The sequence below is a fragment of the Phycisphaerae bacterium genome (genome assembly GCA_018003015.1).
GTDB lineage: Bacteria > Planctomycetota > Phycisphaerae > UBA1845 > PWPN01 > JAGNEZ01.
In genome coordinates this window covers 25,473-49,284 of sequence record JAGNEZ010000023.1, presented here as the reverse complement: position 1 = coordinate 49,284, position 23,812 = coordinate 25,473, and the positions used below count along the sequence as shown (strand labels likewise).

At 62.9% G+C, this 23,812-nt stretch carries 16 protein-coding genes; 10 read left to right on the top strand and 6 right to left on the bottom strand.

Features of this window, described 5'->3' with window-relative positions; all coding sequences use genetic code 11:
* Together KA354_12055 and KA354_12050 are read left to right on the top strand one after the other, a co-directional pair.
* A complete protein-coding gene (locus KA354_12055) occupies positions 1-1,047 on the top strand; it encodes a phosphotransferase (GenBank protein ID MBP7935370.1) in 1,047 nt (348 codons plus the stop codon).
* Positions 1,048-1,061: 14 nt separating this feature from the next.
* A complete protein-coding gene (locus tag KA354_12050; protein MBP7935369.1) occupies positions 1,062-2,294 on the top strand; it encodes a hypothetical protein in 1,233 nt (410 codons plus the stop codon).
* Between the two features lie 9 nt (positions 2,295-2,303).
* On the opposite strand, the gene KA354_12045 is transcribed toward KA354_12050, so the two are convergent.
* Positions 2,304-3,257, bottom strand: a complete 954-nt coding sequence (locus KA354_12045; GenBank protein MBP7935368.1) for a hypothetical protein — start codon at positions 3,255-3,257, stop codon at positions 2,304-2,306.
* The gene (locus tag KA354_12040; GenBank protein MBP7935367.1) at positions 3,254-5,059 is read right to left on the bottom strand and encodes a hypothetical protein; all 1,806 of its coding nucleotides are present in this window, start codon (positions 5,057-5,059) and stop codon (positions 3,254-3,256) included. Before KA354_12040 ends, KA354_12045 begins: the two co-directional genes overlap by 4 nt.
* A gap of 320 nt (positions 5,060-5,379) precedes the next feature.
* Here KA354_12040 and KA354_12035 point away from each other — a divergent pair, with 320 nt between their 5' ends.
* From KA354_12035 to KA354_12010, 6 genes are all read left to right on the top strand, one after another.
* The gene (locus KA354_12035; protein ID MBP7935366.1) at positions 5,380-6,432 is read left to right on the top strand and encodes an alcohol dehydrogenase catalytic domain-containing protein; all 1,053 of its coding nucleotides are present in this window, start codon (positions 5,380-5,382) and stop codon (positions 6,430-6,432) included.
* Positions 6,433-6,542: 110 nt separating this feature from the next.
* A complete protein-coding gene (locus KA354_12030) occupies positions 6,543-7,847 on the top strand; it encodes a nucleotidyltransferase family protein (protein MBP7935365.1) in 1,305 nt (434 codons plus the stop codon).
* 73 nt (positions 7,848-7,920) lie between these two features.
* On the top strand, positions 7,921-8,259 hold the full coding sequence (locus tag KA354_12025; GenBank protein MBP7935364.1) for a hypothetical protein: 339 nt from the start codon (positions 7,921-7,923) through the stop codon (positions 8,257-8,259).
* Between the two features lie 23 nt (positions 8,260-8,282).
* Entirely contained in the window at positions 8,283-9,641 is a 1,359-nt protein-coding gene (locus KA354_12020) for a DsbA family protein (protein MBP7935363.1), read from the top strand.
* A 2-nt stretch (positions 9,642-9,643) separates the two neighbouring features.
* Positions 9,644-9,958: a PqqD family protein gene (locus tag KA354_12015; protein ID MBP7935362.1), complete on the top strand. Its 315-nt coding sequence runs from the start codon at positions 9,644-9,646 to the stop codon at positions 9,956-9,958.
* On the top strand, positions 9,955-10,857 hold the full coding sequence (locus KA354_12010) for a hypothetical protein (GenBank protein ID MBP7935361.1): 903 nt from the start codon (positions 9,955-9,957) through the stop codon (positions 10,855-10,857). The genes KA354_12015 and KA354_12010 overlap by 4 nt, the downstream gene beginning before the upstream one ends.
* A 40-nt stretch (positions 10,858-10,897) precedes the next feature.
* On the opposite strand, the gene KA354_12005 is transcribed toward KA354_12010, so the two are convergent.
* From KA354_12005 to KA354_11990, 4 genes are all read right to left on the bottom strand, one after another.
* Positions 10,898-12,307, bottom strand: coding sequence for a hypothetical protein (locus KA354_12005; protein MBP7935360.1), 1,410 nt, complete (start codon positions 12,305-12,307; stop codon positions 10,898-10,900).
* A 311-nt stretch (positions 12,308-12,618) separates the two neighbouring features.
* On the bottom strand, positions 12,619-13,518 hold the full coding sequence (locus tag KA354_12000) for a hypothetical protein (GenBank protein MBP7935359.1): 900 nt from the start codon (positions 13,516-13,518) through the stop codon (positions 12,619-12,621).
* A gap of 36 nt (positions 13,519-13,554) precedes the next feature.
* Positions 13,555-18,963 carry a tetratricopeptide repeat protein gene (locus KA354_11995; GenBank protein ID MBP7935358.1) on the bottom strand — a complete coding sequence of 1,803 codons (5,409 nt, stop codon included), beginning with the start codon at positions 18,961-18,963 and terminating at the stop codon, positions 13,555-13,557.
* Positions 18,964-18,995: 32 nt separating this feature from the next.
* Positions 18,996-19,820: an exosortase-associated EpsI family protein gene (locus KA354_11990; protein MBP7935357.1), complete on the bottom strand. Its 825-nt coding sequence runs from the start codon at positions 19,818-19,820 to the stop codon at positions 18,996-18,998.
* A 278-nt stretch (positions 19,821-20,098) separates the two neighbouring features.
* Here KA354_11990 and KA354_11985 point away from each other — a divergent pair, with 278 nt between their 5' ends.
* Positions 20,099-20,830 (top strand): acetyltransferase, encoded by a 732-nt coding sequence (locus KA354_11985; protein MBP7935356.1) that lies wholly within the window; start codon positions 20,099-20,101, stop codon positions 20,828-20,830.
* 188 nt (positions 20,831-21,018) lie between these two features.
* Positions 21,019-23,808 carry a YfhO family protein gene (locus KA354_11980; GenBank protein MBP7935355.1) on the top strand — a complete coding sequence of 930 codons (2,790 nt, stop codon included), beginning with the start codon at positions 21,019-21,021 and terminating at the stop codon, positions 23,806-23,808.
* Positions 23,809-23,812 lie beyond the last annotated feature (4 nt).

The following is a 23,812-nucleotide window of genomic DNA, read 5'->3' as shown; positions in this document are numbered from 1 at the left end:
GTGCCAAGTCGGTTGCGTGCGGATTTTCAGCCCGAGGAGCTGTCGGCGGTCTTATCCCGCTACGACCTGGGCACGATCACCCGGCTCGACAAGCAGCTCAAGGGTTCCCGTCGCTCGCCCAAGGTGATCATCACCGCGGACCACGGTCGTTTCCTGCTCAAGCGGCGGGCTCGGGGGCGGGATCATCCGCTCAAGGTGGCCTTTGCCCATTCGGTGCAGCGCTTCCTGGCGGAGCGGGGGTTTCCCGTTCCGGCCCTGGTGCCGGTCAAGGACGGTTCGGGCACGATGGTCATTCTCGACGAGCTCATTTACGAGCTCTTCGCCTATGTGCCTGGCGGTCCTTACGACCATTCGCGGCACTGTACGGCCGACGCCGGTCGGCTACTGGGCGAGTTTCACAATCTGTTGGCGGACTACCACTCGGATTGGGAGCCCGCCCGGCGCGGGTATCACGACTCCAATCTGGTTCGCAGCAACCTGAATGGTGTTCCGGCCAGCGTCGGCAAGGATGACAGCGTGGTCGGTCGGGAATCGGAGCTTCTGTCCACCGTTGGGCAATTGTTCGACGCTTACGAGGATGCCGCCCAGCGGGTGAATGATTCGGGCTTCTACTCTTGGCCGGTGCAGATCGTTCACGCCGATTGGCATCCGGGCAACATGTTGTTCGCCGAGGGCCGTGTGGCGGCGGTGATCGACTATGATTCTCTGCACCTCCTGCCGTCGGTGACCGACCTGGCGAACGGTCTGCTTCAGTTCTCGATCATTGGCGGGCCCGTTGATCCGCGGCAATGGCCTCCGGAGCTGGATGAAAGCCGATTCCGTCAATTCCGCCATGGCTACGAGAGAACCTGCGACGGGGCGATGGTCCAGTACGAGGCGGTCCCGTGGCTGATGATCGAAGCCCTCATCGCCGAAGCGGTCATGCCGATCGCGGCTACGGGTTCCTTTGGGCGGATCGAGGGTTTCCGGTTCTTGCGGATGATCGGCCGGAAAGTGGCTTGGCTACGGACGAACGCCGAGCGGCTGATCGAGCTGGCCCGGGCTTGAGGGGCGGATCGCTCATGACGGCGTGGCTGGTCTTCTGGCTTCTCTTGGCGGCCAACGGAGGGGTAGGCGACTCGCCTGGCGTGCCGGCGTCCCGGCCCGCGACCTCATCGGCTCCCGCGGTTTCTGCCTCCGTTCTCTCCTCGCTCATTGACCGACTGGACCATCCGAGCTATGCGGTTCGTGATCGGACCACTGTTCAGCTGGCCCGGCTCGACGCTTCCGTGCTCGACGCGCTGGTAGCCAAGTACCGTCAGATCCATGGGCACGAGAAGAAGCTCCGTTTGCGGCATGTGATCGAGCAGATGTACCTGACTCGACTGCAGGCTGGGGAAGAGGCCTTTCTGGGAATCAGATTGATGGCGGTCAGCGGCGTGGTGGATCCTGCCACTGGCCGCAGTGGTGATTGCGTTTACGTCAACGAGGCTCTCAAGGGGCAACCGGCGGAGAAGGCGGGTGTTCGTGACGGCGATCTGATCGTCGAGTTCGACGGCAAGCCGGTTGCGTGGTTTCTTGCAGGTGGGGCTCCTGCCCAGGTTGCCGGCGTTGGGGGGGGACTTCCGGCGGTTGTTCCGCCCGTGGCGGTTCAGCCGGTCGGGGTGCCGACTGAGAAGATCGAGCGGTTCACCTGGCATGTGAAGCGGCGTGGGGCGGGGACGACGGCGAGGATTCGTCTGCTGCGGTGTCTCCCGGAGCGAAAGCTGCAGTTGACCATCAAGGCGGAACCTGCCAAGACGTTGGAGGGAGCGAGCTTCCTGCCCGTACCCGGAGTCATGCTGGGCGCGTCGCCCCTGACCATCAGCCAGATTCAGGGTGGTTTGATGGTGACCGAGGTGGCCGCCGACTCACCGGCCGCCGCCGCCGGCTTGAAGCCGATGGATGTGCTGGTGGAGGCCGCGTACTCCCTGCCTTCTCCGGGCGGCGATGTGGTCGGGCAGGGGGGTATCTTGCCCATCCTTGACGGCGACAGCTGGGAGAATCTCTGTTCGCGGCTCAAGCCGGGGGCATCTCTGCTGATCGGAGCCAGGTCGATCCAGCAAGAGGTTTTGAGTGTGACGCTGGGGCGCCGGCCGGTGAACCTGATGAATCCGGCCGACATGGCCGAGGCCAGGGTCAGGTTTGCCGGGTGGTGGCGCGAGAAGACCGGTGAGACATCGGTACTTCCGCGCGACCCGCTCGGTCAGCGTCTGTACGGGAACGATGTCGACACTGCCGCTCCCTCGCCATCAGGTCCTGGCGTGGTCCCGTGAGATGGCTCGTCAGCGAGGGGGCTGAACCGGTTGCGTACTCGCCGGCGCTGACGCCGCCGGTGACCTGCCGAAGAGGCTCTCATCGCCGGTCATGATGATTGTCGTATGGTCGTTGACCAGTTTGCGGTAGCTTTCGATTTTGCGCATCAGATCGGTCAGTTCGGGGTTCATGCGTCGGGCGTCCGAGTGGATTCTGTCGGCCTCGGCGTGACCCTGCTCGCGAATCGCGGCGGCTCTGGATTCGGCCTGGGCGATAATCTGTTCGCTCTCGGCTCTGGCCGTCGCCTTGATCTCGGCCAGGCACAAGTGGGTTGTGAGTCGAATGCGATCCGTTTCGCTCTCGATAGTGGCTTTAGCCTGCCGGTACAGCGACTCGGCTGCACGGTCCTGCTGGGCCATGCGACGGAGTCGTACGTCCAGCACATCGAGGCCGAGGAGATGGTGTGCTTTCGACTGGACGGCTTGGCCGATCTGCTGAACCGTCTGGGTCAGGGCTGACTCGGTGGACGCATGGGCTTGGTTGCCGGCTCGCATCCAGTGGCTGAGTGGCCGGGCGGGCAGTTCCGCGTCGAGGCTCGCCCACACGAGGTCGGCCAGTCGCTGCCGGGCAGAATCCTCGTTTCCCACGGTTCGCAGGAACGTGTCGGTTGCATCTTCGGCCACCCGCCAGCAGATGATCGGCTGCACGAGAATCGGCTCGAGTCGAGCGGTGTATCTCTCGGCCGGTTCGAGCACGAGGAGGTGCACCCGCCGGTCGAGGATCTTCACTTGCTCCCAGGGCCATTTGGCGTGGATGCCGGGTCCGCGGGCGGACGGTCCGGTTGGGTAACCAAAGCGAAACACGACCGCGGCCTGATCTGCCTGAATCGCGAAGAAGCTCGTGCGGGCCAGCAGGCAGATCGCGACGGCCGCCGCTACCGACATGGCCGCGAGTCGAAGCCTCCGCCGTCGCGTCGGGGTCATGGTCTGCCTCCCGGGGGTTGTGAGGCGGCGGCAGGCTGGGTCTCGGCCGGAAGGGAAGGCGGCGCGAGGGTGTTCGCCGGTTCGCTGTTTCCGACCATGAACTGGATTCTGCCGCTCAGCGCCGGGTCGACCAGAACCTTCGGTCGTCCGGACGCATTCTTGATCAGCAGGTTGAGAATCAGCTGCTCGCGAACTTCGGAGGGATTGTCTCGAAAGGCCCGGAGGTGAAGTTGGACTCGTTGAGCCAGCGCCTTGGCCGCCGCCACTGTCCTCGTTCGCTCGCTTTCAGCAGCATTGACCAGATCTGCCGCTTGGGCCTTGGTATCGGCGATGGTTCGCTCCTTCTCGGCCAGGGATTTCTGGATGGCGGCGGCCTTGTCGGCTTCGGCCAGGGCCAGGCGATGGAAAGTGTCCGTGATACTGATAGACGTCGTTCCTCTCGGCGGGGCCAGCTCGTCCAGAATCAGCCCGTGGATGCGAATGCCGGCGGCGAGTGCGTTCAGCCGTTGCTGCAGGGTGTCCTTGAGGCGGGTGGAGAAGACACCTCGTTCTGGGCCGAGTGCCCACAGCATTGAGCAGCCAGCCAGGCTTTCGACCAGCGCTGCCTCGGCCGTTGCGGCGACCAGACGATCTGGATCCTCAACCGTGAGTACAAAAGTCTCCAGATCATTGACAGCGTACTCAACTCGGCCGGAGACACGCACGGCGGCGTCCGAGGTCAAGAAGAGGCTGGAGACTCGTTCGCCCGTTATCGCCGAGGCGGGTTCTCGGTCAGTGGTCGGCGAGCCGATCTGGACCTCTCGTATCAACCCGGGTTGAAGCCAAGTGAGCTTCTCGACCGGCCACAGTGGTCGGAAGTGAAGGCCAGGTCCGCAGACGGCAACGATGTGGCCGAATCGCTGCACGATGACGGCCTCGTCGGTGTTCACGCTGAGACACGATGCGGCCATACCGGCGATGGCGGACAGGCATGCCAAGCAAAGCAGGATTGCGGCTTGTCGAGAGTGCCTGTTTTTGAGCGTAAGCCTCGGCCGGATCGAGTATCTTCCGTGTATCCGCGGAGCAGTCGTCGCGAGGGGTTTTACGGTGTCGGTGCCCGTGGAGACCTGATGGATGAGCGCGGACTGTTCTTCGGCAGTGAGGGTGGATGGCGCACCGGGCTGTCTCGCCGATTCGTCCTGATTGCCGTTTTGGGAGGGACTTTTCGCGGGGATCTCGGGGCATGGCTCTTCGACACCCCTGGAGGTCGAGTCGGCATCAACCTGCGCGGCGATGCAGGGGACATCCGAAAGAACTTCAGGATGGGCCTCGTGCCCGACGGCGAGCACCCCCAGCAATGACCGGCGGATCTCCTTGGGGGTTCCGACGTGGTGGAAAGCAGCGATCAGGATCGATGCCCAGTGGTTCCGGTGATGGTCGGCCAGAGCGGCCCGGGCGGGCTCCGCGATGGGAATACCTGCGTCCTCTATGAACTGCTCCGTGCCCAGCAGCACGTCGAAATCGTCGATACTTCCATCGATGCCCTGGCCGGGAATCGGGTGCCAATGGCCGCTGCCGTTATTGGCTGGTTTCTCGGGAGGTGATGGCGGGATGTCGCGTTCCCGCAGGGCGGCGGCGATGGTCTGGGCAAGTGGAGAGCCAATGGGCCACTGGATTCTGCTGACCAGACGGAGCAGGTCCTTCTCGCCGATGGGTGTCAAGGTGACAATTCGGTGGATCCTGAGCGAGGCAAAGCGAGCGCCTTCCGAAGGCTCGAAGGCGAACAAGTCCGAGCAGGATAGCGTCTCCAGGGACATGTTCATGCCGGCTTCCATCTCCTCCTGTGGCCGATCTCCTGCCCTGCGGCTCGCTGGGTGTCTCGCCTGCGGAAGAGTGTATTCTACGGATTCGACGGGGGTGTCGCAACGCGGTTCCCTGGCCAAAAGCGGGCGAGGCGCAAGAGGGCGTGAAACCTCGGAATATCAACGGGATGGTGTTTTCGGATCGCCTGTCGGTGAGGGGAGAGGATTCGGGCTGGGCCTGATGCCCCGGGGAAAGCAACCGCTGGTGGGTCGTTCCCGGGCTTGTCGCCCCCTGGTTGCCTCTGCCGGGACCGGGCGGCTACCATGCGGGTATGTCAACCATGTCCACGATGCGTGCTCTGGTTTTCGAGGCTCCTGGGCGTCAGGTTCTCAGCCGGCTTCCCCGCCCCGTACCGGGGGAAGGCGAGGTTCTGGTTCGGGTTTGCTGGACGGCCATTTGTGGTACCGATATCAGGATCGTTCGCGGTACGAAGGCTCGCGATGTTCGGATCGGTTGCCCGATTGGTCATGAGGCGGCGGGGACGATCGCGGTCGTGGGGCCGGGCGTGACGGGTTATGCACGGGGCGAGCGGGTGGCCATCTGCGTCGTCGTGTCTTGCGGCGAGTGCGAGTTCTGTCATGCCAACCATGAGAACCTGTGCGCGTCACGGCGGACGATTGGGTATCACACCGACGGCTCGTTCGCCGATTATCTGCTCATCCCCGCCCAGGCGATTCGCCGCGGCAACCTGTTCAAGCTGCCCGAGAGCATTGAGCTGGACGTGGCCCCGATGCTCGAGCCGATGGGTTGCTGTCTGAACGGCCAGCATGAAATGGGACTCGGGGATGGTGGGTCTAACCCGGCTGGAAGGCCCTTGTCGCTGGCGATCTTTGGGGCCGGGCCCATCGGGATGCTGCATATGTTGCTGGCACGGGCTCGCGTTCCAGGCGTCAGGGTCACGATGATCGAACCGCTGGAGCATCGGCGGCGTTTGGCTGGCTCGTTGGGTGCGGAGAAGGTCATTCTGCCGAGTGAGTTTGATGGCAGCAATGCGTTCGATGCCGTGATCCTCGCGGTGGATGTGCCGGAACTCGTCCCAATCGCCCTGAAAGCCCTGCGTCCTTGCGGCCGTTTGAGCTTGTTCTCGGGATACCCGGTCGGTTCGGCATCGATGATCGATCCGAACATGATTCACTACAAGCAGATCCGGGTCTTTGGGGCCTCGGAATCGCGTCGCTGCGATTTTGCCGAGGCCTTGTCGCTCGTAGCCGCGGGTTACGTCGATCCCTCGCCGCTGATCACCGCCCGCTTCGGCCTAGCCGATCATGAGGGAGCATTCCGCGTGGCGAGCGAGCGGATCGGCCTCAAGGTCGTGTTTGACATGGAAGCGTAAGGAGCGCTTCCCCAGCCTGGGATCCTGGGAGGCCGCCGATTATCGGTCCTCCGTCTTTCGTCCGCTGCCGGCGCCGGGCAACTCAAGTTTCTCCGCCAACGTCCGATCATATGAGTAAGGATTCTGGTTATCGGTACATGGTCACGACCTTGCGCAATGTCCGATTGATGCACGTTTTGGAGCGGCTTGCCGCCCGGTTCAACGAGGCCGGGGTGCCGCTGATCGTGCTGAAGGGAGGCGCCCTGCAGCTCCTGTTGTACCGTCGGCCGGACGAGCGGCCGATGGACGATCTGGATTTGCTGGTGCGCCCGCGGGATGTTGCGAGGGCTCAGGCGTTGTTGATCGAGGCCGGCTGTCTTCGTGGGGAGGAACTGGTTCGCGAGGACTTCTTTCCTCGTTTTCACTATGAAATGGCCTACAGCTATGGCCGGATCTGCCCGGTGAAGATCGACCTGCACGTCCGGCCCTTCCGTCCGCTTCGGTATTCGCACACCGTGCCCGACGCGGCCTTTTGGGAACGCGCGGTTGCGGTTCCCATCGGCCGATCAACCGTGCTTGTGCCCGAAGCCGGCGACATGTTGATTCACTTGGCGGTTCATGCTGAGGTTCATGGTGATTCTCGACCGCAATGGCGGATGGACGTCGGGCGGTTCGTGGAGGCCTTTGAATCGAGCATCGACTGGGACCGAGTCGTGGCGACCGCTCGAGCGTGGGATCTCGTTTTGCCGCTTCGTCGTGCCCTCCGCCGCATCGAGGCGGAATCGGGTCCGCTTTGTCCTCCGCAGGTGCTCCGTCAGCTTGACCGTGTGCACGTGGGTTGGCGCGGCCGGTTGGTTCTGTGGCAGGCTCCGCGGGACATGTGCCATCCGGTGAGCCATGTCGTGGTGGACGCTCTGTGTACCCCGGGGTTACGGTTTTTGCTGGCTTACCTTCGTGCGGTCGTGTTTCCCGACGCCGCGCACATGGAGGGCTGGTACGGGCGGCACCACCGGTTGTGGCTTCCCTGTGCCCATGGCTTGCGGATGCTGTGGCCGATGCTTCGCAGGGTTGTTCCGGTCTGGTATCGCTTTTCGGGAATTCGCACCGGGAAGAGCGCGATTCACGGCACGGGTGTCTTCGCGGTTCGAGACATCGCTGCCGGGAAGATCATCACCCGCTATCATGGGCAGCCGGCGGAGAAGAAGGGGCCCTACGTTGGGCGACAGGAGAAACAGGGAGATTGCCGGCGGTACTACGAGGTCACAGGCAAGCTGAGGTTCCTGAATCACTCCTGTCGACCAAATGCGAAGCTCGACGGCTTCGATCTGGTTGCTCTGAAGCCGATCGTCGCCGGCCAGGAGATTACCATCGACTACGGTCCGGACGCGTGTTCCTGCCGGAAGCCGCCGGGAGGTGTCCAGGCAGGCGTGGCCTGATCAGCGGCCCGGTGTCCGCGCAACGGACCGACCTGGTGGTAATGGGAAGCAGGCAAGTTGAGGAGAAGCCGATTTGAGCCAATGTGAAACAACGCCGGACGGCGAAGCCAAGGCATCCGTGGAAGCGATCCAGTCGCCGTCGACGGAGCCTCAGGCGCACGGGGAAGGCCTGACGACCCGCCGGGGTTTTCTCGGAGGGGCAGGCAGGAAGACGCTGTACATCACCCCGGGGATCCTGACGCTCACCGCCCAGCAAGCGATGGCGTCGGGTTTCGTCTGCGGCTCGGCTCTACAGCATACGGTGGGTTCGCCGTGTGCGACGGATGGAACGCAGAAGGACTGCTGCCCCGTGGACATGAACAACAATCCCTTGCGGTGCAGCGAGACGACCATGTTGTGCGAGAACTACTGAACGAGGTGGAGCGCGTGTTGGGTATGTCGAAGACTCGGCTCTATCCAGGATTGCTGCTTGCGGTAGTGCTCGCGCTGGGCATGACTGGTGCCTGGATCAGCGGGCAGCTGGTGAAGCAGCATGCCGGTGTGTGGGCGGATTCAGGAGGGCGAACGAGCTTTTTCTTTACCGTCTGCCACGTGGCCGAGAAGGCCGGCTTCGGGTGTGCTGAGTCGACCAAAGGCGGCTGGTCGGAGATAGCGGTGCCTGTTCCTCGCCCTTCGCGATACCAGGGTCTGGTGATCCGGCCGGCTCGTGTGCCGGTGGCGTTCCTGGGGCTGGCCTACTTCGTTTCGATGGTTGTGTGGTTCGGGCTGGTTGGCGGTCCACGGGAGGCGAGTTATCCTTGGAGGTATATTCCTCTCGCGGCGGCCGGGGCCGGTGGTCTGGCTTCGGTGTTTCTCGTCGGGCTGATGGTGGTGGGGCAGGCTCCCTGGTGTGTGTGGTGCCTGGCGACGCACATCGTGAACCTGGCCATGGTTCTGTGCATTTGGCGTTTGAGCTGTGGTGCTGCGGTCTGGGCGCCGGTGACCCATCGTGAGGCGGTTGGGGCTGTGGCGGTGTCGCTCGTGCTGCTCGGCGGCCTGTGGGTCTATCGGTCCGACCAGCTGGCGATGCATGACCATCTGCGGAAGGTGCTTCCGTTCAAGCAGGTCGTCAAGTCCATGCGGGAGGACCCCGCGTTCCTGCGGCGCGAGCACTTCGCAAAGGACCCGGTGGACATCCCTGGGCGTCAACGCCAGCCGGCGCGGGGCGGGCGTGCTCAGCTGGTCGTCTTCAACGACTACCAGTGTCCCAAGTGTGCTTGGGTGAGTTCGGCGTCTATCCAGCAGGCGATCCGGGCGTTCGACGGTCGTCTGGATGTCATCGTGCGCCAGTATCCGTTGTGCCAAACCTGCAATCCGAACGTTGTCTCCGAGTTTCACGCCAAGGCGTGCGAAGCAGCCCAAGCGGCGGAGGCGGCTCGTCTTCAGGGTGGCGACGGGACCTTCTGGCGGATGCACGAACTGCTGCACGCCAACGTGGATCGGCTTGGCGTGGACCTGTATCGCCGCCTTGCCGGTCAACTGGGCCTTGATGCCGATCGCCTGGTGGCGGACATGGACAGCCCCGCCGTTCGGCAAGTGATCAGCGAGGACATCGAAGCCGGCAAGCGGGCCGGCGTGGTCGGCACGCCGACCCTGTTCCTGAACGGCCGGCCGGTGAATCTGGTTTTTGGAGGGCCGACATTCTGGCAAGCGATGGCGGAAGCATGGGTAGGTCCGTCGGGTATGCAGCATGTCCTGCGGTCGGCCACACCGGATCTGTCCGTGGTCATGTCGCTTGATTCGACGGAGGAGTGACCGTGTACGAAATGCAGCCCCCTTCCTGGGTTTCGTGTGCCACCGAGGTCGTTGCTCCTGCCAGGCGAGCGGACGTGCTGGTCGAGGAGCTCGACGGCGAGGCCCTGCTCTCCGATCCCGCCAGCGGGCATACCCATCGTCTGAACCAGACTGCTTTGGCCATCTGGAGACAGTGCGACGGCCGGACCTCAACGCGACAGATCGCCGAGAGCATGACCGCGACCTACCAGATCGATGCGGACACGGCCCTCGATCACGTGGAGCAGATGCTCGTCCTTCTGGCTGAGGCCGGTCTGTTCGAGGCACTCAAGGCATGATCGCTTGCGGGGATGCCATCTCGGCGCGCGTGGCCCGCGATCGTGTTGACCTGCGGATCGGTGTGGTTGACGTGACGGTGAGGAGCGATCTGCCCGACGTGCTCGATGATCTCGCATCGATCTACTCGGATGCCGCGTGCCGGCGGCCCGCCGAGCCCCGTCGTCGCGAGGTGAGCATTACCGTTGAGGCCCGCCGGCGCTCACTCCTGGCCCGACGCGAGTACGCGATTTCCGGCGACGGCCACGGACTCTGGACCACGCGTCAGACCAACGAGGTACTGCCCTACGTCGAGTGGGGCATCAACTGGCGCGTCATCGCGACCCGGCCGGAGTACCTGCAGATCCACGCTGCGGCGCTGGCTCGAGGTGGCCACGGTCTCATCATGGCGGCCGAGTCCGGCTTCGGCAAGACGACGCTGGCGGCCGGCTTGCTGGCCCGTGGCTGGCAGTACCTTAGCGATGAATTTGCACTGATTGCCCCGGACGATTTGCGGATCCATCCGTTTCCGAAAGCCTTGTGTGTCAAGAATGGTTCGTTTCCAGTGATGGAGCGGCTGGGGTTGCCTGTTTGGCGGCGGCGGCACTACGTCAAGGCATTGAAGGGTGAGGTCGGCTATGTGAATCCCCTCGCCGGCGGCAGAGCGGTGGCAGCCAAAGCCTGCGCGGTGCGATTGATCGTGTTTCCCCGATATGCGGAGAACGCCCGGCCGCGGCTCTATCCCATTTCGAGGGCTCAAGCCGCTTTTGAGCTTGCCCGCCATGCCCTGAATCGCAATGTCCACGGGGCGCGCGCGGCGTCGATCCTGTCGGACCTGGCTCGTGGTGCTCGATGCTACGCTCTCGATTCGGGTCCCATCCATGCAACCTGCGACGAACTGGAGCATCTGATCGACGCCTGATTCATCCGCAGGTCTCTGCCTGAGGCTCGTCACCTTGTTCTCACTCTGGGACCGTCCCCTTCCAGATCTGTAGCCCAGTGAATGGGTTGGCGGTTCCGACGTAGAGCCCGTCATCGGCCGCCAGCAGCGTGCGAAAGCCGTAGTTCTCGCCGTTGTTCAGGCCGTTGAGCGTGACCGGATACCAGGTTATCCCATTTTGGGTCTTGTACAGGTCCGCGCCGGATTGGAGGAGGAAGTCGAGGAGGTTGGGTGGACGAGAGGTCAGGCGCCCCGGCAGATTCGCAAGGGTGAGGGACGGGATCATGTGGGTGAGTGAACTGGCCATATCGTAGGTGCCAGCGTAGAGCCATCCATCGTAGACGGTCATGGACCAGACGTATGTATTCGGCCAGTGACCGAAGCCGGGTCCGTAACTGGAGATGGAGTTCGTGCCTACGACGGTTTCCCAAGTATCATCGGCGTTGATCCGTATGATGTCGGCTCCCTTGAAATCCAGCATGTTGAGCATGTAGATCATTGCTCCCCAGTAGAGCCGGTCCTGGAATATGCACGGAGTGACGGCCGACTCGTTGGATGGAGACGAGCCGCCGTGGTCGACAACCAGGTTCGGTCCGGTGCTACCCTCGGGGCCCTCCAACTTCCAGACCTGATACCCCTCGGTGGTGTTCATCGTTCCGGCGTAGAGCCAGCCGTTGTAGGAGATCAGGCTCATGATGCCGACGTTGTTGGGGTTACCGAAGCCGTCTTCAATCACCGACCAGAACTGCTGGCCGTCGGTTGCCCAGATCTTGCCGATCCGGCCGGCGACCGGTGTATCGTTGGCCAGGGCCAGGTAGAGAAGGCCGTTGTGCTCAGCCATCATGCGGACCGAGCCCATCTCACCCGATTGCCAGGTCAACTCCCAGTTCATCGGATCGCCGGTGCGTGATCGCCAGAGTGTGGCGTTCTTGCCGAAGGTGGCGGCATAAAGGTAGTTTGCCCCATTGCTGCGGGCTCGATAGACCTTCATGTGTCGGAACCCGATGGTCTCGAAGTCCGGGTCGTTCTCGATGTTCCGGTAGTCAAGCACCCGTTCCCATACCTTCTGGCCGAGATCCGGGCGATATCGTCGCATTTCCGGCGGCCGGGCAGTGATCTCGCCCAGGGCCGCGCCTCCCACCATTGCACCCATACCCTGGGACATCAACGACACCATGGCATTTCCTGTTGCCACGTAGATGTACCCTGTGCTCTGTTCGTCGCCTTTGAACGACTCCATTCCCCAGGCATAGTCGTTCTTGTCGAAGAAGTCGTCCAGCCAGTCGAAGCCTCCCTGGCTGACGAGCATGAAGTCGTCTGATTCCAGTCCGCCCGGGGGGGCAGGCGGATCAGGAAGGCCGGTGGGGAGACATCCGCCAATCAGTGAAGCCAAAGCCATCGGAATCATGGATACAGCAGGCTGATGACGCACTTGATCGCACTCCTCGTGTTCAACATGCTCGAACCTGGAACCGAAATCTGACTCGGCCCACGCCGCCGTCCGAGCCGGCACGCGAGTGGCATCCTAACGGCATCATCGAATGAGTCCAAGTCCGAGTGATTGGAGACTCTGTTGCCCCTGTATCCCGCGAACGCGAAGATGGAGCTGCCGCATCCCTGAGACAGGGTGCGTCAGCGGACACCGGTGGGGTGTTTGGCCGTCGGAGTGTCCTTGCCTGATCTTTGCCGACCGGATGGGGTGCCTCGATCGTCGCGCGGACACGTCCTGGGCTGTGGGAGAGGTTACTTCGCGGGGCGGAGCACGAGGCGAACAGGTGTTCCCTGAAGCAAATGGTCTGTCTTGGCGACCTCCAGTCCGCCGTCGTCGCTGCGGTAGGGATTACCCATATCGGCGGCCAGGTTGATCAGGGCGGTGGGATCGAACCACAAGGCCGCAAGCGATTTCTCGACGTCAGCGATGAAGTACTCCTCGCCGGTGTCCTCGTTGCGGCGGAAGAACGAGCCGGTGAACGCCCAGCGAAGCCGCCCGGGCGGCTTGCCGGTACTTCGGTTGACGAGGAGGTTCTCCAGGGGCTGCCGCTGCCAGGATCCGTCGGCCTGTTTGAGTTCAACCTCGATCGCGAGATAGGAGGGTGGATTGCCGCCCTTGCCGAGCGGGCCATCGGGGGGTGCCGGGATGGTCGGGGCCCCCTCCGGCCGGCTGGCTGTTGCCTGGGGCGCGAAGTCGCCCTGGAACTCGGGTGCCAGCGTGCCGGCGGTGTAGCCGGCGATCAGCAAGCCAGCGTGCAGATGGCGAGGTTGGCAGTCCAGCTCGAAGAGGCTTTCGTAGGTTTTGCCGCCTCGACTGACCGCCAGGTACTCCAGAATGCCGGACTCGATGCAGATTCGCCCGTCCAGCAAGATCTCCCGGTTTCGGGCCTGGATGGTGATGCCCGGGAGCGTGGTGTTGGGTTTCGACAGGCGATCTGGGGGTTTGGCCGGCCCTGAGCTGGTCGCGGATGGCGCCCGATCGCCGACGGCCCGCGGCTGTGGCCTGGGCTTGTCGCCCGGCGTGTCTGAGCGGTCGCACCGGCTCCCGGTCAGGGCGATGACCAGGAGGGTAAAAGCGCCCGCGTACTGGATGCCGCGCGATCCGCCGAAGAGCCCTGGGCGAGACGGACGCGGTGTTGCGCGCCGACGCATGGCCTCTCCTTGTCCGAGTGCAGGGGATCGGCCAGCTCAGGAGGGCCCCTGGGCGCCCGGCTGGCCGAGATTCAGTTTCTCGAACTTGAGTCCCAGTTTCTCCCCGAGCACCATGAGGTCGCCCAGGACGTTGTCGACGTCGGCTTTCTTCTTGTCGATGAACGTGTATGCTTCGGTGCAGCACGCCTTGGCGTCCTTCAGGGTACTTTCCTTCTGCTCGCCCTCGGGCAGCTGCTGTGCCTTGCGATGCAGTGCTTCGGCGAGGTGGTAGAGAATCGCCGGCGTGCGCCCTTCGTCGTTCTTGACGACCTGGCGGAGCAGATGAACCGCCTTGTCATGTTGGCCAAGCAGGACGTAGTTCCATGCCAGCGTGTCGACGACGTTCGGGTCAGCCTGGATGCTCGCGGCCTCGGCTGAATAAGGGAAAGCACTCTTGGGATCTTTCTGCTTGTCGATGAGCAGATACGCCAAGTTGTTGAGTCCGAACACGTGGTACTTGGCCAGGCCCGGGGCTGACTTGTAGCTTCGGGTCAGCTCGATGAGCTCCTCGTATTTCTCCTTGGCCTTGTCGAGCAACTCCCTCCTGTAGTAGCAGGAGGCCAGAGACTGCAGCACGCCCAGTCGGTTCATCAGGAAATTGGGGTCCCCTTTGGGCAGACTTTGAAGAATGTCCTCCAGGTCCTTGATGAAACCGTCCATGTCTCCGGCTCGCTGCTTGGCCAGGGACTGGACGTATCTGGCCGCGGCATGCTGCGGATTCGTGGTCAATCGCTGGCGGACCATCTCGGCGGCGGTGTCGTCGCCGAGCCGGGTCCTGGCATCGAGGGCGATGAAGGCGAACAGCTCGACCGCGTCGCCGGCAGCATCGAGGGCCTGGTTGTACAGCTTGATCGCGGCCTCTCGCTCGCCCTTGTCCGCCAGGGCGCTGCCCGCGAGGGCAAGGAACTGGGGCCGGTTCTTGATTCTGTCTGGCAGCATCTCGGCAATGATGCGATAGACGCGGTCGTTCTGCCTGACCTTCACGCCTCCGCGGAGGACCTCCTCGACCACCGCGTCGTTGTAGTCGCTCAGCCGGATGGCGTCGGTGCCGTACTGCATGGCCGCTTCGCCGTTTCCGCGGGTCACGTACATTTCGGACAGATACAGGGGCCAGAGATGGTTGCGGGGATCCTTTTCCCGGAGCGAAAGGAGCATTGTCTCCGCGGCGGGCCAAGCTTCCTTCTCGTTGTAGATTCGCATCAGCATGCGGACGGCCAGCTCATTGCCCGGATCGTCCGCCAGGATGCTGTTCAGTTCGGCGACGGCCAGCTCTGACTGTTCGCTGTTCAGCAGGCAACGAGCCAGCCGCAGGCGGTGCATGTAGTCATACCCCTTGGGATTGGTGGCCTTGACCTGGCGAAGCTCATCCGCGGCCTCGAGCCACTGGCCGCGCATGGAGAAGATCTCCGAGCGGGTCAGATAAGCTGCAGCCGCTTCTTTGGGGTTCTGAGCAATGTACTTCTTCAGCGTCGCCAGGGCCTGGTCGAGCTGGCCAATGCGGACCAGGAGGTTGCTCTCGACGAGGAGTTCCCAGCTGTCACCCACCTGGGTAGCCCGGTAGGCTTCGATCTCCTTCCGCACGACGGCCTCGTTCAACTCCGGTGAAGTCAGCAGCAACTCGATGAGAATTCGGCGTGCCGGGGTGCTGCCCTCCGGCGATTTCTGGGTTTCCGCGAGTTCGACCGCTTTGCGTGCCCACTCCTCGGCTTTGGCCAGCCGAATCGCCACCGACTGGTCGTCTTGAGCCCCCTGTCGGGCGGTGGCCTGGTAGTGAAGACACAGCCTCATGCAGGACACCGGGGAGTTGACGAGCGATGCGGCTTTCTCGTAGGCGTCGTCGACCTGCTGAAGCGTTGGCTTGTCGGGGAGGGGAGAAGACATCGTCGCCATTCCCGCGAGGTGGCTGGCGTAGACCATCTGAACCTTGGCCTGGATCGGCGCCGGCTGCTTCTGGACCTGATCTCGCAGTTCCTCCAGGAGAGCCTTCACCCGAGCTGAATCCTCGGGCTTGCTTGTGCGGATGAACATCGCGTAGTCATTGAGGCACTCAGCCTTCCATTCCCAGGGGTCGACGGTGAGCCCCGCGTCCTTCGGGTCGGTCTTGAGCATGTCCTGGTGGACGGCGTCTGCCTTGGCCGCCTCTCCCACCTTCTGGTAGAGCTTGGCGAGGGCGACTAGATTGAGGAGATCCTTGGGGTTTGACGCTCGCAGGCTTTCTCGCCGCACGATGCCGGCTTGAGGGTCTTGGGCGTCGGCGAGGCCTTGCAGTTGTTCGCGGACCCAGGGATGGTTGGGAATCAGCCGTTTGCAGAGCTCGAGGTACCGAGTCTTGTCCGCTTCCGCTTGGTCATCCTTCCGCAGGCTCGCCAAGCGGGCTAGCTGGAGAGCCGCCTCCGAATTCCGAGCGTCCAGCTCGAGGGCCTTCTCGTACTCTCGTGCGGCTTCGGTGAGCTTGTTGAGTTTCAGCAAAGCCGACGCGTAGTCAATGCGGCCGGTTGGGAAACTCGGATACTCCTTCAGCCCGCTCTCCAGTTCCTTGGCCGCCTTCTGGAACAGCTCGGGCTTGTTCTCGGTGATCCCCTGTTTGAGGTACAGCCGCCCGCGGAAGAAACAGCCTTTGCAGGGATCCAGGCCTATCTCGACGGCCTTGCCGACCATTTCCTCGGCGGTCTTCCAGTCTTCGCGTGTCAGGGCGAGGTTGAAGAACTCATCGACCAGTTGCTTGTTCGTTGGAGCCAAATCGAGAGCCTGCCGGAGGCGGTTCCAGCCTTCGCTAGCCAGTCGATCCGCATCCTCCGGTTGTGCAGCCCGGCGTGCGGCAGCCATCTTGAGGCGATAGAGATCCATCGTGGCTCGCAACCGATCCGTGTCGTTGGCGCTGGCCTCAAGGTCGGCCAGGATCATCTCTTCCATCTTCTTGTCCTTGTCGCTCTCGGGTAATCGCGGGTCGGCGAGCACCGCCCACCGGTCGAGCTGCGTGATGTACTGCTGGTACGCCTTTTTCTGGTCAGTTTCTGCGGGTTGGGTGGCGGCGGCCAAGGCGGCGAGCTTCTCATTCGCCAGGGTTTTCTGCCTTTCGAGGAGCTGAGTCAACTTTTCCGCCTGTTGGCTTTGGGAATAGACTCGAACCAGGTTCCGGACGGCCGCGTCATCGAATGGTCTCGCCTCGAGGACTTCCAGGAACAGCTTCTCGGCCTGGGCCTGCAGCTCCGCGTCGGGCGGCGTGCTGCTTTCGGCCCGCATGGTGAAGAGCAGTGCCTTCTGGAGCTTTTCCGTGAGGGCGGCCTGGTCCGCATCGACGGCTGTCCGGTACTTTGCCGCAAGATCCTGGATCTCCTTCAGTCGATCCCAGTTCTTCTGGGATTGGTAGATTGTGGCAAGGACCGGGAGGGCGCGAGGCACGTATCCTTGCTGGTTGTCGGGGTCATACAGGAGCACCTGTTCCGCGATGGGCAGAGCCTCTGAAGCGGCCTTCTCATCGATCTGGCCGGCGGAGTTGGTGCCTTCGGCGAGAATCCGCTCCGCGAGAGTAACCAGTATCCCGGTATGGGCAGGAGACAGTTTCCTGGCCTGTCGAAGCATGTTTATCGCGAGGTTAGGGGTATTGCTGACACGGTACTCTTCCGCCAGCAGTGTGGCTATCTTGAGAGCCAGTCTCTTTTCCCACTCCTCGCGCGGGGTGTCCAGGTTGACCTTCTTTGAGGCTTCCTCCAAGGAGCGGACAGCGAGGGCATGATTACCCTGGATCATCGCGATTAGCGCCTTCATCACCAGGACGGAAGGGGCGTCCTCGCCCAGATCGGCGGCCTGGTCCTTGCGGAGCTCCTCGAGCGAGGGAACGATGATCGGACGGCCGTCGGGGGTCTTGGCATCTTGTCCGTCTACATCTTTCAGCGAAAAGCGGGTTAGAAGGTCCATGCTGCTCTTGATGGGCTGTTTCCCCGCGTTGCCCGGTAGATAGTAGAGGCAGTTAAAAAGATCATCCCGAAGGTCGCTCATCGCTTGCCGGTTGCGAATCGCCTCCATGCCGATCCGCTTGATGCCCAGGGCATAACGCTGGGCCAGATAACGCATGGCTCCCTCCGGGTCGCGGTTCGTTCGCAACAGGTCCGCGATCTGGCGATAGGCATCAAAGCCATATACATCGCTCTTGATAGCCTCCTCGTAGAACTGACGAGCAACCTGGTTGTTCGACTGCTGTTCGCTCTGAATGGCCTTGGGGTCTTCGGGCTGGCTGGGAAACATGCTCCGGTAGTACTTGGCCAGGGCGATCAGGCTATCGATCCTCGCGGGATCGCTGGGCTCCAATTGTCCGGCAATCTTCCTGGCAGTCTCAAGACACTCGAGGGCCTTCTGGTTCGTCTCCTTGATGGCGGTCAAGGCCTCCGTCAGTTCCTCCGGCGAGGCCCGCTTCAGGCGCAGCGAGGCCCATTCCCGACTCAAGAGTCCCGCCTTGGTGGTGCAGTAGATGCCTCGTTTCCTCCACGCCTCGACGGCGGCGATGAGTCTCTGTCTCTCCTTGTCCTTTTCTTCTTCGGAGGCTGGGCTTGCGGCTGGCGAAATCGATGGTGTCGCGGGAACGGGGTGATCGCGGGTCAGGTCCTCAAACATCTGGTCGGCCTCTTTGGCGAGGTCCGAGCCGGTTCGGGGTTTCCAGAAGTCCCTGGGGACTTGCGCGGCCCAGGATTCGGTCGATTGGGCCAGTGCTGCCAGGCTCTTCTCCATGCTCTCGTCGTATCGCTTCGTCCATTCGTCGGACAGGCTCTGCTGCAGCAAATGCCGGGCGAGGCTGTCCACGTAGTCCGCGTTGGACTTCTCCCGCTCGACGGCCTGGCGGAGGAAGTACTCGCCAGCGGCGAGATTCTCTCGTCGGGCTTCGGCTTGCACCAGCAGGGCGAATCCGAGCGCATGACGGGCTTTGTTGCTCTCGGTTTGGGCTTTCAGGAGGTTGGAGGCGAAGTCCTCGATGTCTTTTCCCCCGAAGAAGCGGAAATCGGGGTATTCAAACACCAGATCGAGCTTTCTCTCGTAGGCCGGTCCGTACTTCGGATCCGCCAGAATCACCCGGTTCCACTGCTCGACTGCCGTTTTCGGATCGCCGGCTTTGAGGGCCATGTCGCCCGCCAGCAGCCGGTACTTTTTGCTCTTCTCCTCGTATGTCGCGTCAGTGCCGGAGGAATCCGCCAGGGCCTTCGCTCGATTGGCCGCCACATGGTACTGCCTGGCGGCCTCCTTGTACCCCTCCAGGGTTCCGAGCCTCGCCGCCCTCTCGGCGTTATCGACTGCCGGCGTGGGATCTTGTTTCGGCAAGAATCGCGTTACCGCCAGGAACGCGGCCAGGATCGTCAGGAACATGCCGACGACGGTCATTCCTACTACGAGCTTCTTATTGAGTCGTTTTGCCATGGTTGAATCTCGGTTCCTTCTCTGTGTGCCTGTCAGTTCTTCGCCGGCGTCTTCGCCGACGCAGCTTGTTCGGCCTGCTTGACTTGCTGCCAATCCGGCCAGTGCTCATCCAGCAGCAGCGGGACAACCTGCTGGATAAATCGCCTGCCAGACTCGATGGCCGCCTCCCGAGTGGGCAGGGCATCGTTGACTCCGAAGGTCAACTCCAGCTTGCTGAAGTACGCGTATTTCTCGGCAGGGTCTGCGACGACGGTTCGCACCGCGTTCCGGTCGGCGCAGAACTGCCCGTTGGCATGGAAGGTGTAGATGACCGTGCGTTTCTCGCGCAGATCCGAACGGGCATCCATGGTCAGGATCTTGAACGGGACCTTGGTCGTTTTTCCTTGGTGAGTGACGGGGACCTCCAGGATGTCCTCTCGTTGGATCTCGTAGCCGCCCCCGCTGTAGCACTCCTCGGGCACGTGGGGCACCTGGTCCGGTTGTCCGGTGTAGTAGGTGACGAACAGACTGACGAAGTCCTCTGGGCCCTTGGAGGCTGTCGGGGAGACATCCTGAAACACCCACTGAATGTACTCTTTCGTTCCCAGCTTCTCGAGAACCTCCGGCTTGATCATGTAGTTGTGGTGAAACTTGTAGCCGTGGAGCTTGGTCTGATCGAGGCCATCCAGTGGCTTACGCAGGGGAACCGGCAGCTTGCGGGTCTGCCAGGCGAAGGCGTACGCCATGAGCTGGAAGGTGGCCGCGAAGGTCAGCAGCAACCCCAGGCAGGCAACGAACCACCCGTTCCTGAAGACGCTGGTCAGGGATCGGCTGGGGGGATGGACTGGCTTGGCCGCGCTACCGGCCGGCGTCGTCATGATCGAATCCTTCCACTCGTCAGCAGTAACCCGGTGGCAGCCCAACGTACAGGGACTTACCCATCTTGACGGCCACTATAAGCCCACGGCAGGCCCGGTCAAATATCATCGACCGTCCCGGCGTGGCAGGACAGCTTGCCGGTCGCCAAACTGGGCTGAAGACGCCATTCCCGATGCCAGGAGACCGCCCCGACGGGGGCCCGTCAGCAGTACTTACCGTATCTGAGGCGAAAAAGTTCACTCCGGTGCTGGCCTGTCCGATAAGAGGGAGTGACGATATGCTGACACCTGGCACACCCAAGCCGTTGGACTGCGTGATTGTTGGCGCGGGCGGGCATGGACGTGTTGTGCTCGACATCCTGCTTTCCGCCCGGCAGTACCGTGTCATCGGCTTTCTTGACTCCAATCCGGCGCTTCACGGCCGACACATGGACGGTTTTCCGGTGCTTGGGGACCTATCCTCGCTGGCCGATCTTCGTGCCCAGGGGCTTGGCGGGGCCATCGTCGCGATCGGTGACAATGGGGCTCGCCGCTCGTTTGCCGAGCGGATCGAGCAGGCCGGCGTCGAGTTGATCAATGCTGTACATCCCACGGCCCACCTGGCTCGCAACGTGCGGATCGGGCGGAACGTCGTCGTTGCCGCCGGTGCCCTGGTCTCGGCTCATTGCCAGATCGGCGATTCTGTGGTCCTGAACACCGGGTGCATCGTCGACCATGAATCCATGATAGGCACCGCGGTCCACGTTTGCCCGGGGGCAAGGCTCGCGGGGCGTGTGACTGTCGAGGCTGGCGCCTTTGTGGGTATCGGCTCGACCGTTCTGCAGTGCCTGCGAATCGGGTGTGAGGCCGTCATCGGCGGGGGAGCCGTGGTGATCAACGATGTCGAACCCATGACCACGGTCGTCGGTGTGCCGGCTCGGGTCGTCCATGCCGCACCTGGCTATGACGACTTTGCAGATCTGCTGACCCCTCCTGGGCTTCGGAAGCCGGCTCTGACCACGACCAAGTAGCTGCCGCGCTCCGCCCGCCGCATCTCCGCCGTCAGACTGTTTGGTGATCCTCCACGTCGTCTGCAGGCAGGCTCATCGTCATCGTCGCAGACGCTTGACGGCCACCGGTGTCAACCGGATCATCACCGCTCATGGGTCAGGAAGGCGCATCCGGAGACAGAGGCGTATGCCGTCGTCGGAGGATGTTGGTGAGCAGCCTCTTGCTTGGCTTGCCGGTAGTCATCCTCGCAGGTGCATGGCGTCTGGGTGGTGTCTCCGCTCTTGAGGATGATCTTCTTTTTTATCTGCCGGCCAGGCAGTATATTGGCGAGCGGATCCGAGCAGGCGAATGGCCTGTGTGGAATCCCTGGGTTGCCATGGGTACCTCGGTTGCCACAGACCCGCAGGCCGGGCTCTGGTATCCGCCGACGTGGCTCTTTGCACTGCTTCCGCCGCTGGTTGCTTATCCTCTGACGCTCGTGTTGCATTTCGCTCTGGCGGGGGGCGGCATGTACCGTTTCCTGCGGGCGTGTCGGCACGATTGGCGTGCCGCTCTGCTGGCCGCGATCGCCTTCGAGTTCTCCGGCTTTCTGGTTGCCCATCGGGCTCACCTGACCATCCATCATGCCGCGGCCTGGTTGCCGTGGATGTTCTATGCCTGGCGCCGATTTGCCGATACGGGTCGCGTCCAGCACTGGTCGGCAGCGGCTCTCTTCTTCGGCATGCAGATGCTGGTTCAACACGTGCAGGTATCGATCATCGGCGGGACTCTGCTCTCCGCCTACGCGGTGATCGTGCTCTGGCCTGGGCGGCGGTCCCTGTGGTGGCAGTACCCGGCCGGGATGGCGTCAGGAGCGATGCTGTCCGCCATCCAACTGGTACCGACCTGGATGCAGTTCGCGGGCAGTATCCGCGGTGCCCCTGCATTCTACCTGTTTGTCGAGAACTCCTGGCTTCCCAGTTCGGCGGCCATGATGCTCTTTCCGATGGTTTTTGGAACTCGGACGCCGAACCTCTGGGACCAGCCTTGGTGGGGACCATCGCATTTTTGCGAGCAATCGGCCTACGCCTCCATTCTGGTGTTGGTTCTAGCCATGGCCTCGGTCGGAGCGGCCCGGGGGCGAAGGCGGGAGACCATCTTCTGGTGGCTGGCCTGCGGCGTAGCGCTGGTCATTGCCTTAGGCAGACTGACGCCGGTCAGCAGGTTGCTCGTTCAGGTGCCCCTGTACAACAGTCTGCGCGTCCCGGCCCGGTGGATCCTGGTCTGGTCATTCGCGATGCCCGTGCTGGCATCCCTGGTCATGTCTGTGATTCTGAAGGGCAAGGAACCCGCTCGAGCGATGGGCGTTTGGGTACGCTGGGCGATGGGTCGCGTGCTGCCGGTGATGGGGGGGATCGTCCTGCTAGCCATGGTGGTGCTCAGGTTCTCCGCCGCCAGACTGGCAACGCGGTTTACCAGTGCCGAGTATGATCCGGTTTGGGCGGGGGCCCAGCGAGCCCTACATCCTGCCAATCCCGCGATCTGGTGGCCTGTTCTTCTGGCTGCGGTGACGGGATGGTGTCTGCTGCGATGGGTGGCCGACCGCCGGCCGTTGCGACTCACATTGCTGTTCCTCGTGTTTCTGGTTGATCTGGCGAGTGTTGCCGCGTTCGTGGACGTCGATACACGCACTTACTCCCGAGCCGACTTTGAAAGACCTCCGCCCCTGGCGGAGGCCATCGGCAGGTTGAAACCCGGCCCGGGCGATCGTCTGCTCGTGCCGCGATACTCCTCGGACTACCAGCGTCCTCTAGAAGTGCTGTGGCCGCAGACGAATGTGGCTCAGGGCATTGCGACATTCCAGGGCTACGGTCCGCTTTGGCCGGTGGCCAATCGGTTGCTGCTCCGGTTCATGCCCTGGGGTTCCAGCGAGGAGATTGTGGCTCTCCTGCGCAACGTGAACCTCTGTCAGGCCCTGGGGATCCGGTTCATAGTCGTCCGGTCGGACCAGGAGCGCGCGATGCTTGGCAACGCCTTGCTTCCTTCTGCCCGGCCCTTACAGCTTCACGAAATCCCCGAATCGACGGGCAAGCCGAGACAGGTGCGTCGCGGCCGCGACGTCCTATGGCCGGTGACCGTGGATCGGCCCGGACTCTACCTTCTTGAGGTTGACGCCACTCCGGTCGCGGGTTCTTTGAGTCGCTGGTTTGTCCGTTTGGAGACATCCCCTGCCAGGAGCATCGGTCCGATGCCGTCCATCGACCCGGTGGACTTGGCCGCAGGCCCTCGACGGCTCCGTTTCCACTTCTACAGCGACGTAGCTCCCGGTCGCGCCTACCTTCGCATCAAGGCGGATATGGGGCACGCTCTGTGGCTCGGCAGAGCGGCGTTTGGCCTGGCGGCAGCGGCGACCGATTCGTCCGCTGCTGAAGCGTTCGCCTCGCATTCGCCCTTTGTCCATCGAGCGGACTTGCCGGGCGGCGTTTCACTCTACGAACTGCCCGGCTCCCGTCCGCTCTGGTACTGGTCGCCGAGTGTGGAGATTGTGTCCAGCCTGCTGGAGGCGGTGGATCGGCTTCAGAGCCTGTCAATCCGGCAGACGACTGCCACAGTGCTTGAAGGCAGGCCGGGAAGCGACCTGGTTGCGACCTGTACGTCCGGGCCACTCGCCTGGCAGCAGGTGTCCGGTCAGGAGTGGCGCGTCCAGGCGGAATCGGCTGGTGGCGGCTTGCTGGTCTTCAATCAGACCTATGATCTCGGGTGGCGGGCCTCGATCGACGGCCGGGAAACGCCGATTTATCGAGCGAACGCCGTGGCACAGGCCGTGCCAGTACCCTCGGGGCGGCACGAAGTCCGTTTTGTCTATCGTCCCCCAGGTTTCGAGAAAGCCTGTGTCCTGAGCGTGACGGCCGCTATCCTGCTGCTCGGTCTGGCCGCCGCGACTGCAGGGCGCCCCGGGACATACAAGTACGGGGGTGCTTGTTCGGAGCGGGAGGCTGCAGTTGGCTCCCGGCCGTGAACCG

Excerpts from the sequence above, each read along its gene's own strand:
- KA354_12050 (MBP7935369.1), top strand. The coding sequence starts at position 1,062 with ATGACGGCGTGGCTGGTCTTCTGGCTTCTCTTGGCGGCCAACGGAGGG.
- KA354_12045 (MBP7935368.1), bottom strand. The coding sequence starts at position 3,257 with ATGACCCCGACGCGACGGCGGAGGCTTCGACTCGCGGCCATGTCGGTA.
- KA354_12040 (MBP7935367.1), bottom strand. The coding sequence starts at position 5,059 with ATGAACATGTCCCTGGAGACGCTATCCTGCTCGGACTTGTTCGCCTTC.
- KA354_12035 (MBP7935366.1), top strand. The coding sequence starts at position 5,380 with ATGTCCACGATGCGTGCTCTGGTTTTCGAGGCTCCTGGGCGTCAGGTT.
- KA354_12030 (MBP7935365.1), top strand. The coding sequence starts at position 6,543 with ATGAGTAAGGATTCTGGTTATCGGTACATGGTCACGACCTTGCGCAAT.
- KA354_12020 (MBP7935363.1), top strand. The coding sequence starts at position 8,283 with ATGTCGAAGACTCGGCTCTATCCAGGATTGCTGCTTGCGGTAGTGCTC.
- KA354_12010 (MBP7935361.1), top strand. The coding sequence starts at position 9,955 with ATGATCGCTTGCGGGGATGCCATCTCGGCGCGCGTGGCCCGCGATCGT.
- KA354_12000 (MBP7935359.1), bottom strand. The coding sequence starts at position 13,518 with ATGCGTCGGCGCGCAACACCGCGTCCGTCTCGCCCAGGGCTCTTCGGC.
- KA354_11995 (MBP7935358.1), bottom strand. The coding sequence starts at position 18,963 with ATGGCAAAACGACTCAATAAGAAGCTCGTAGTAGGAATGACCGTCGTC.
- KA354_11990 (MBP7935357.1), bottom strand. The coding sequence starts at position 19,820 with ATGACGACGCCGGCCGGTAGCGCGGCCAAGCCAGTCCATCCCCCCAGC.
- KA354_11985 (MBP7935356.1), top strand. The coding sequence starts at position 20,099 with ATGCTGACACCTGGCACACCCAAGCCGTTGGACTGCGTGATTGTTGGC.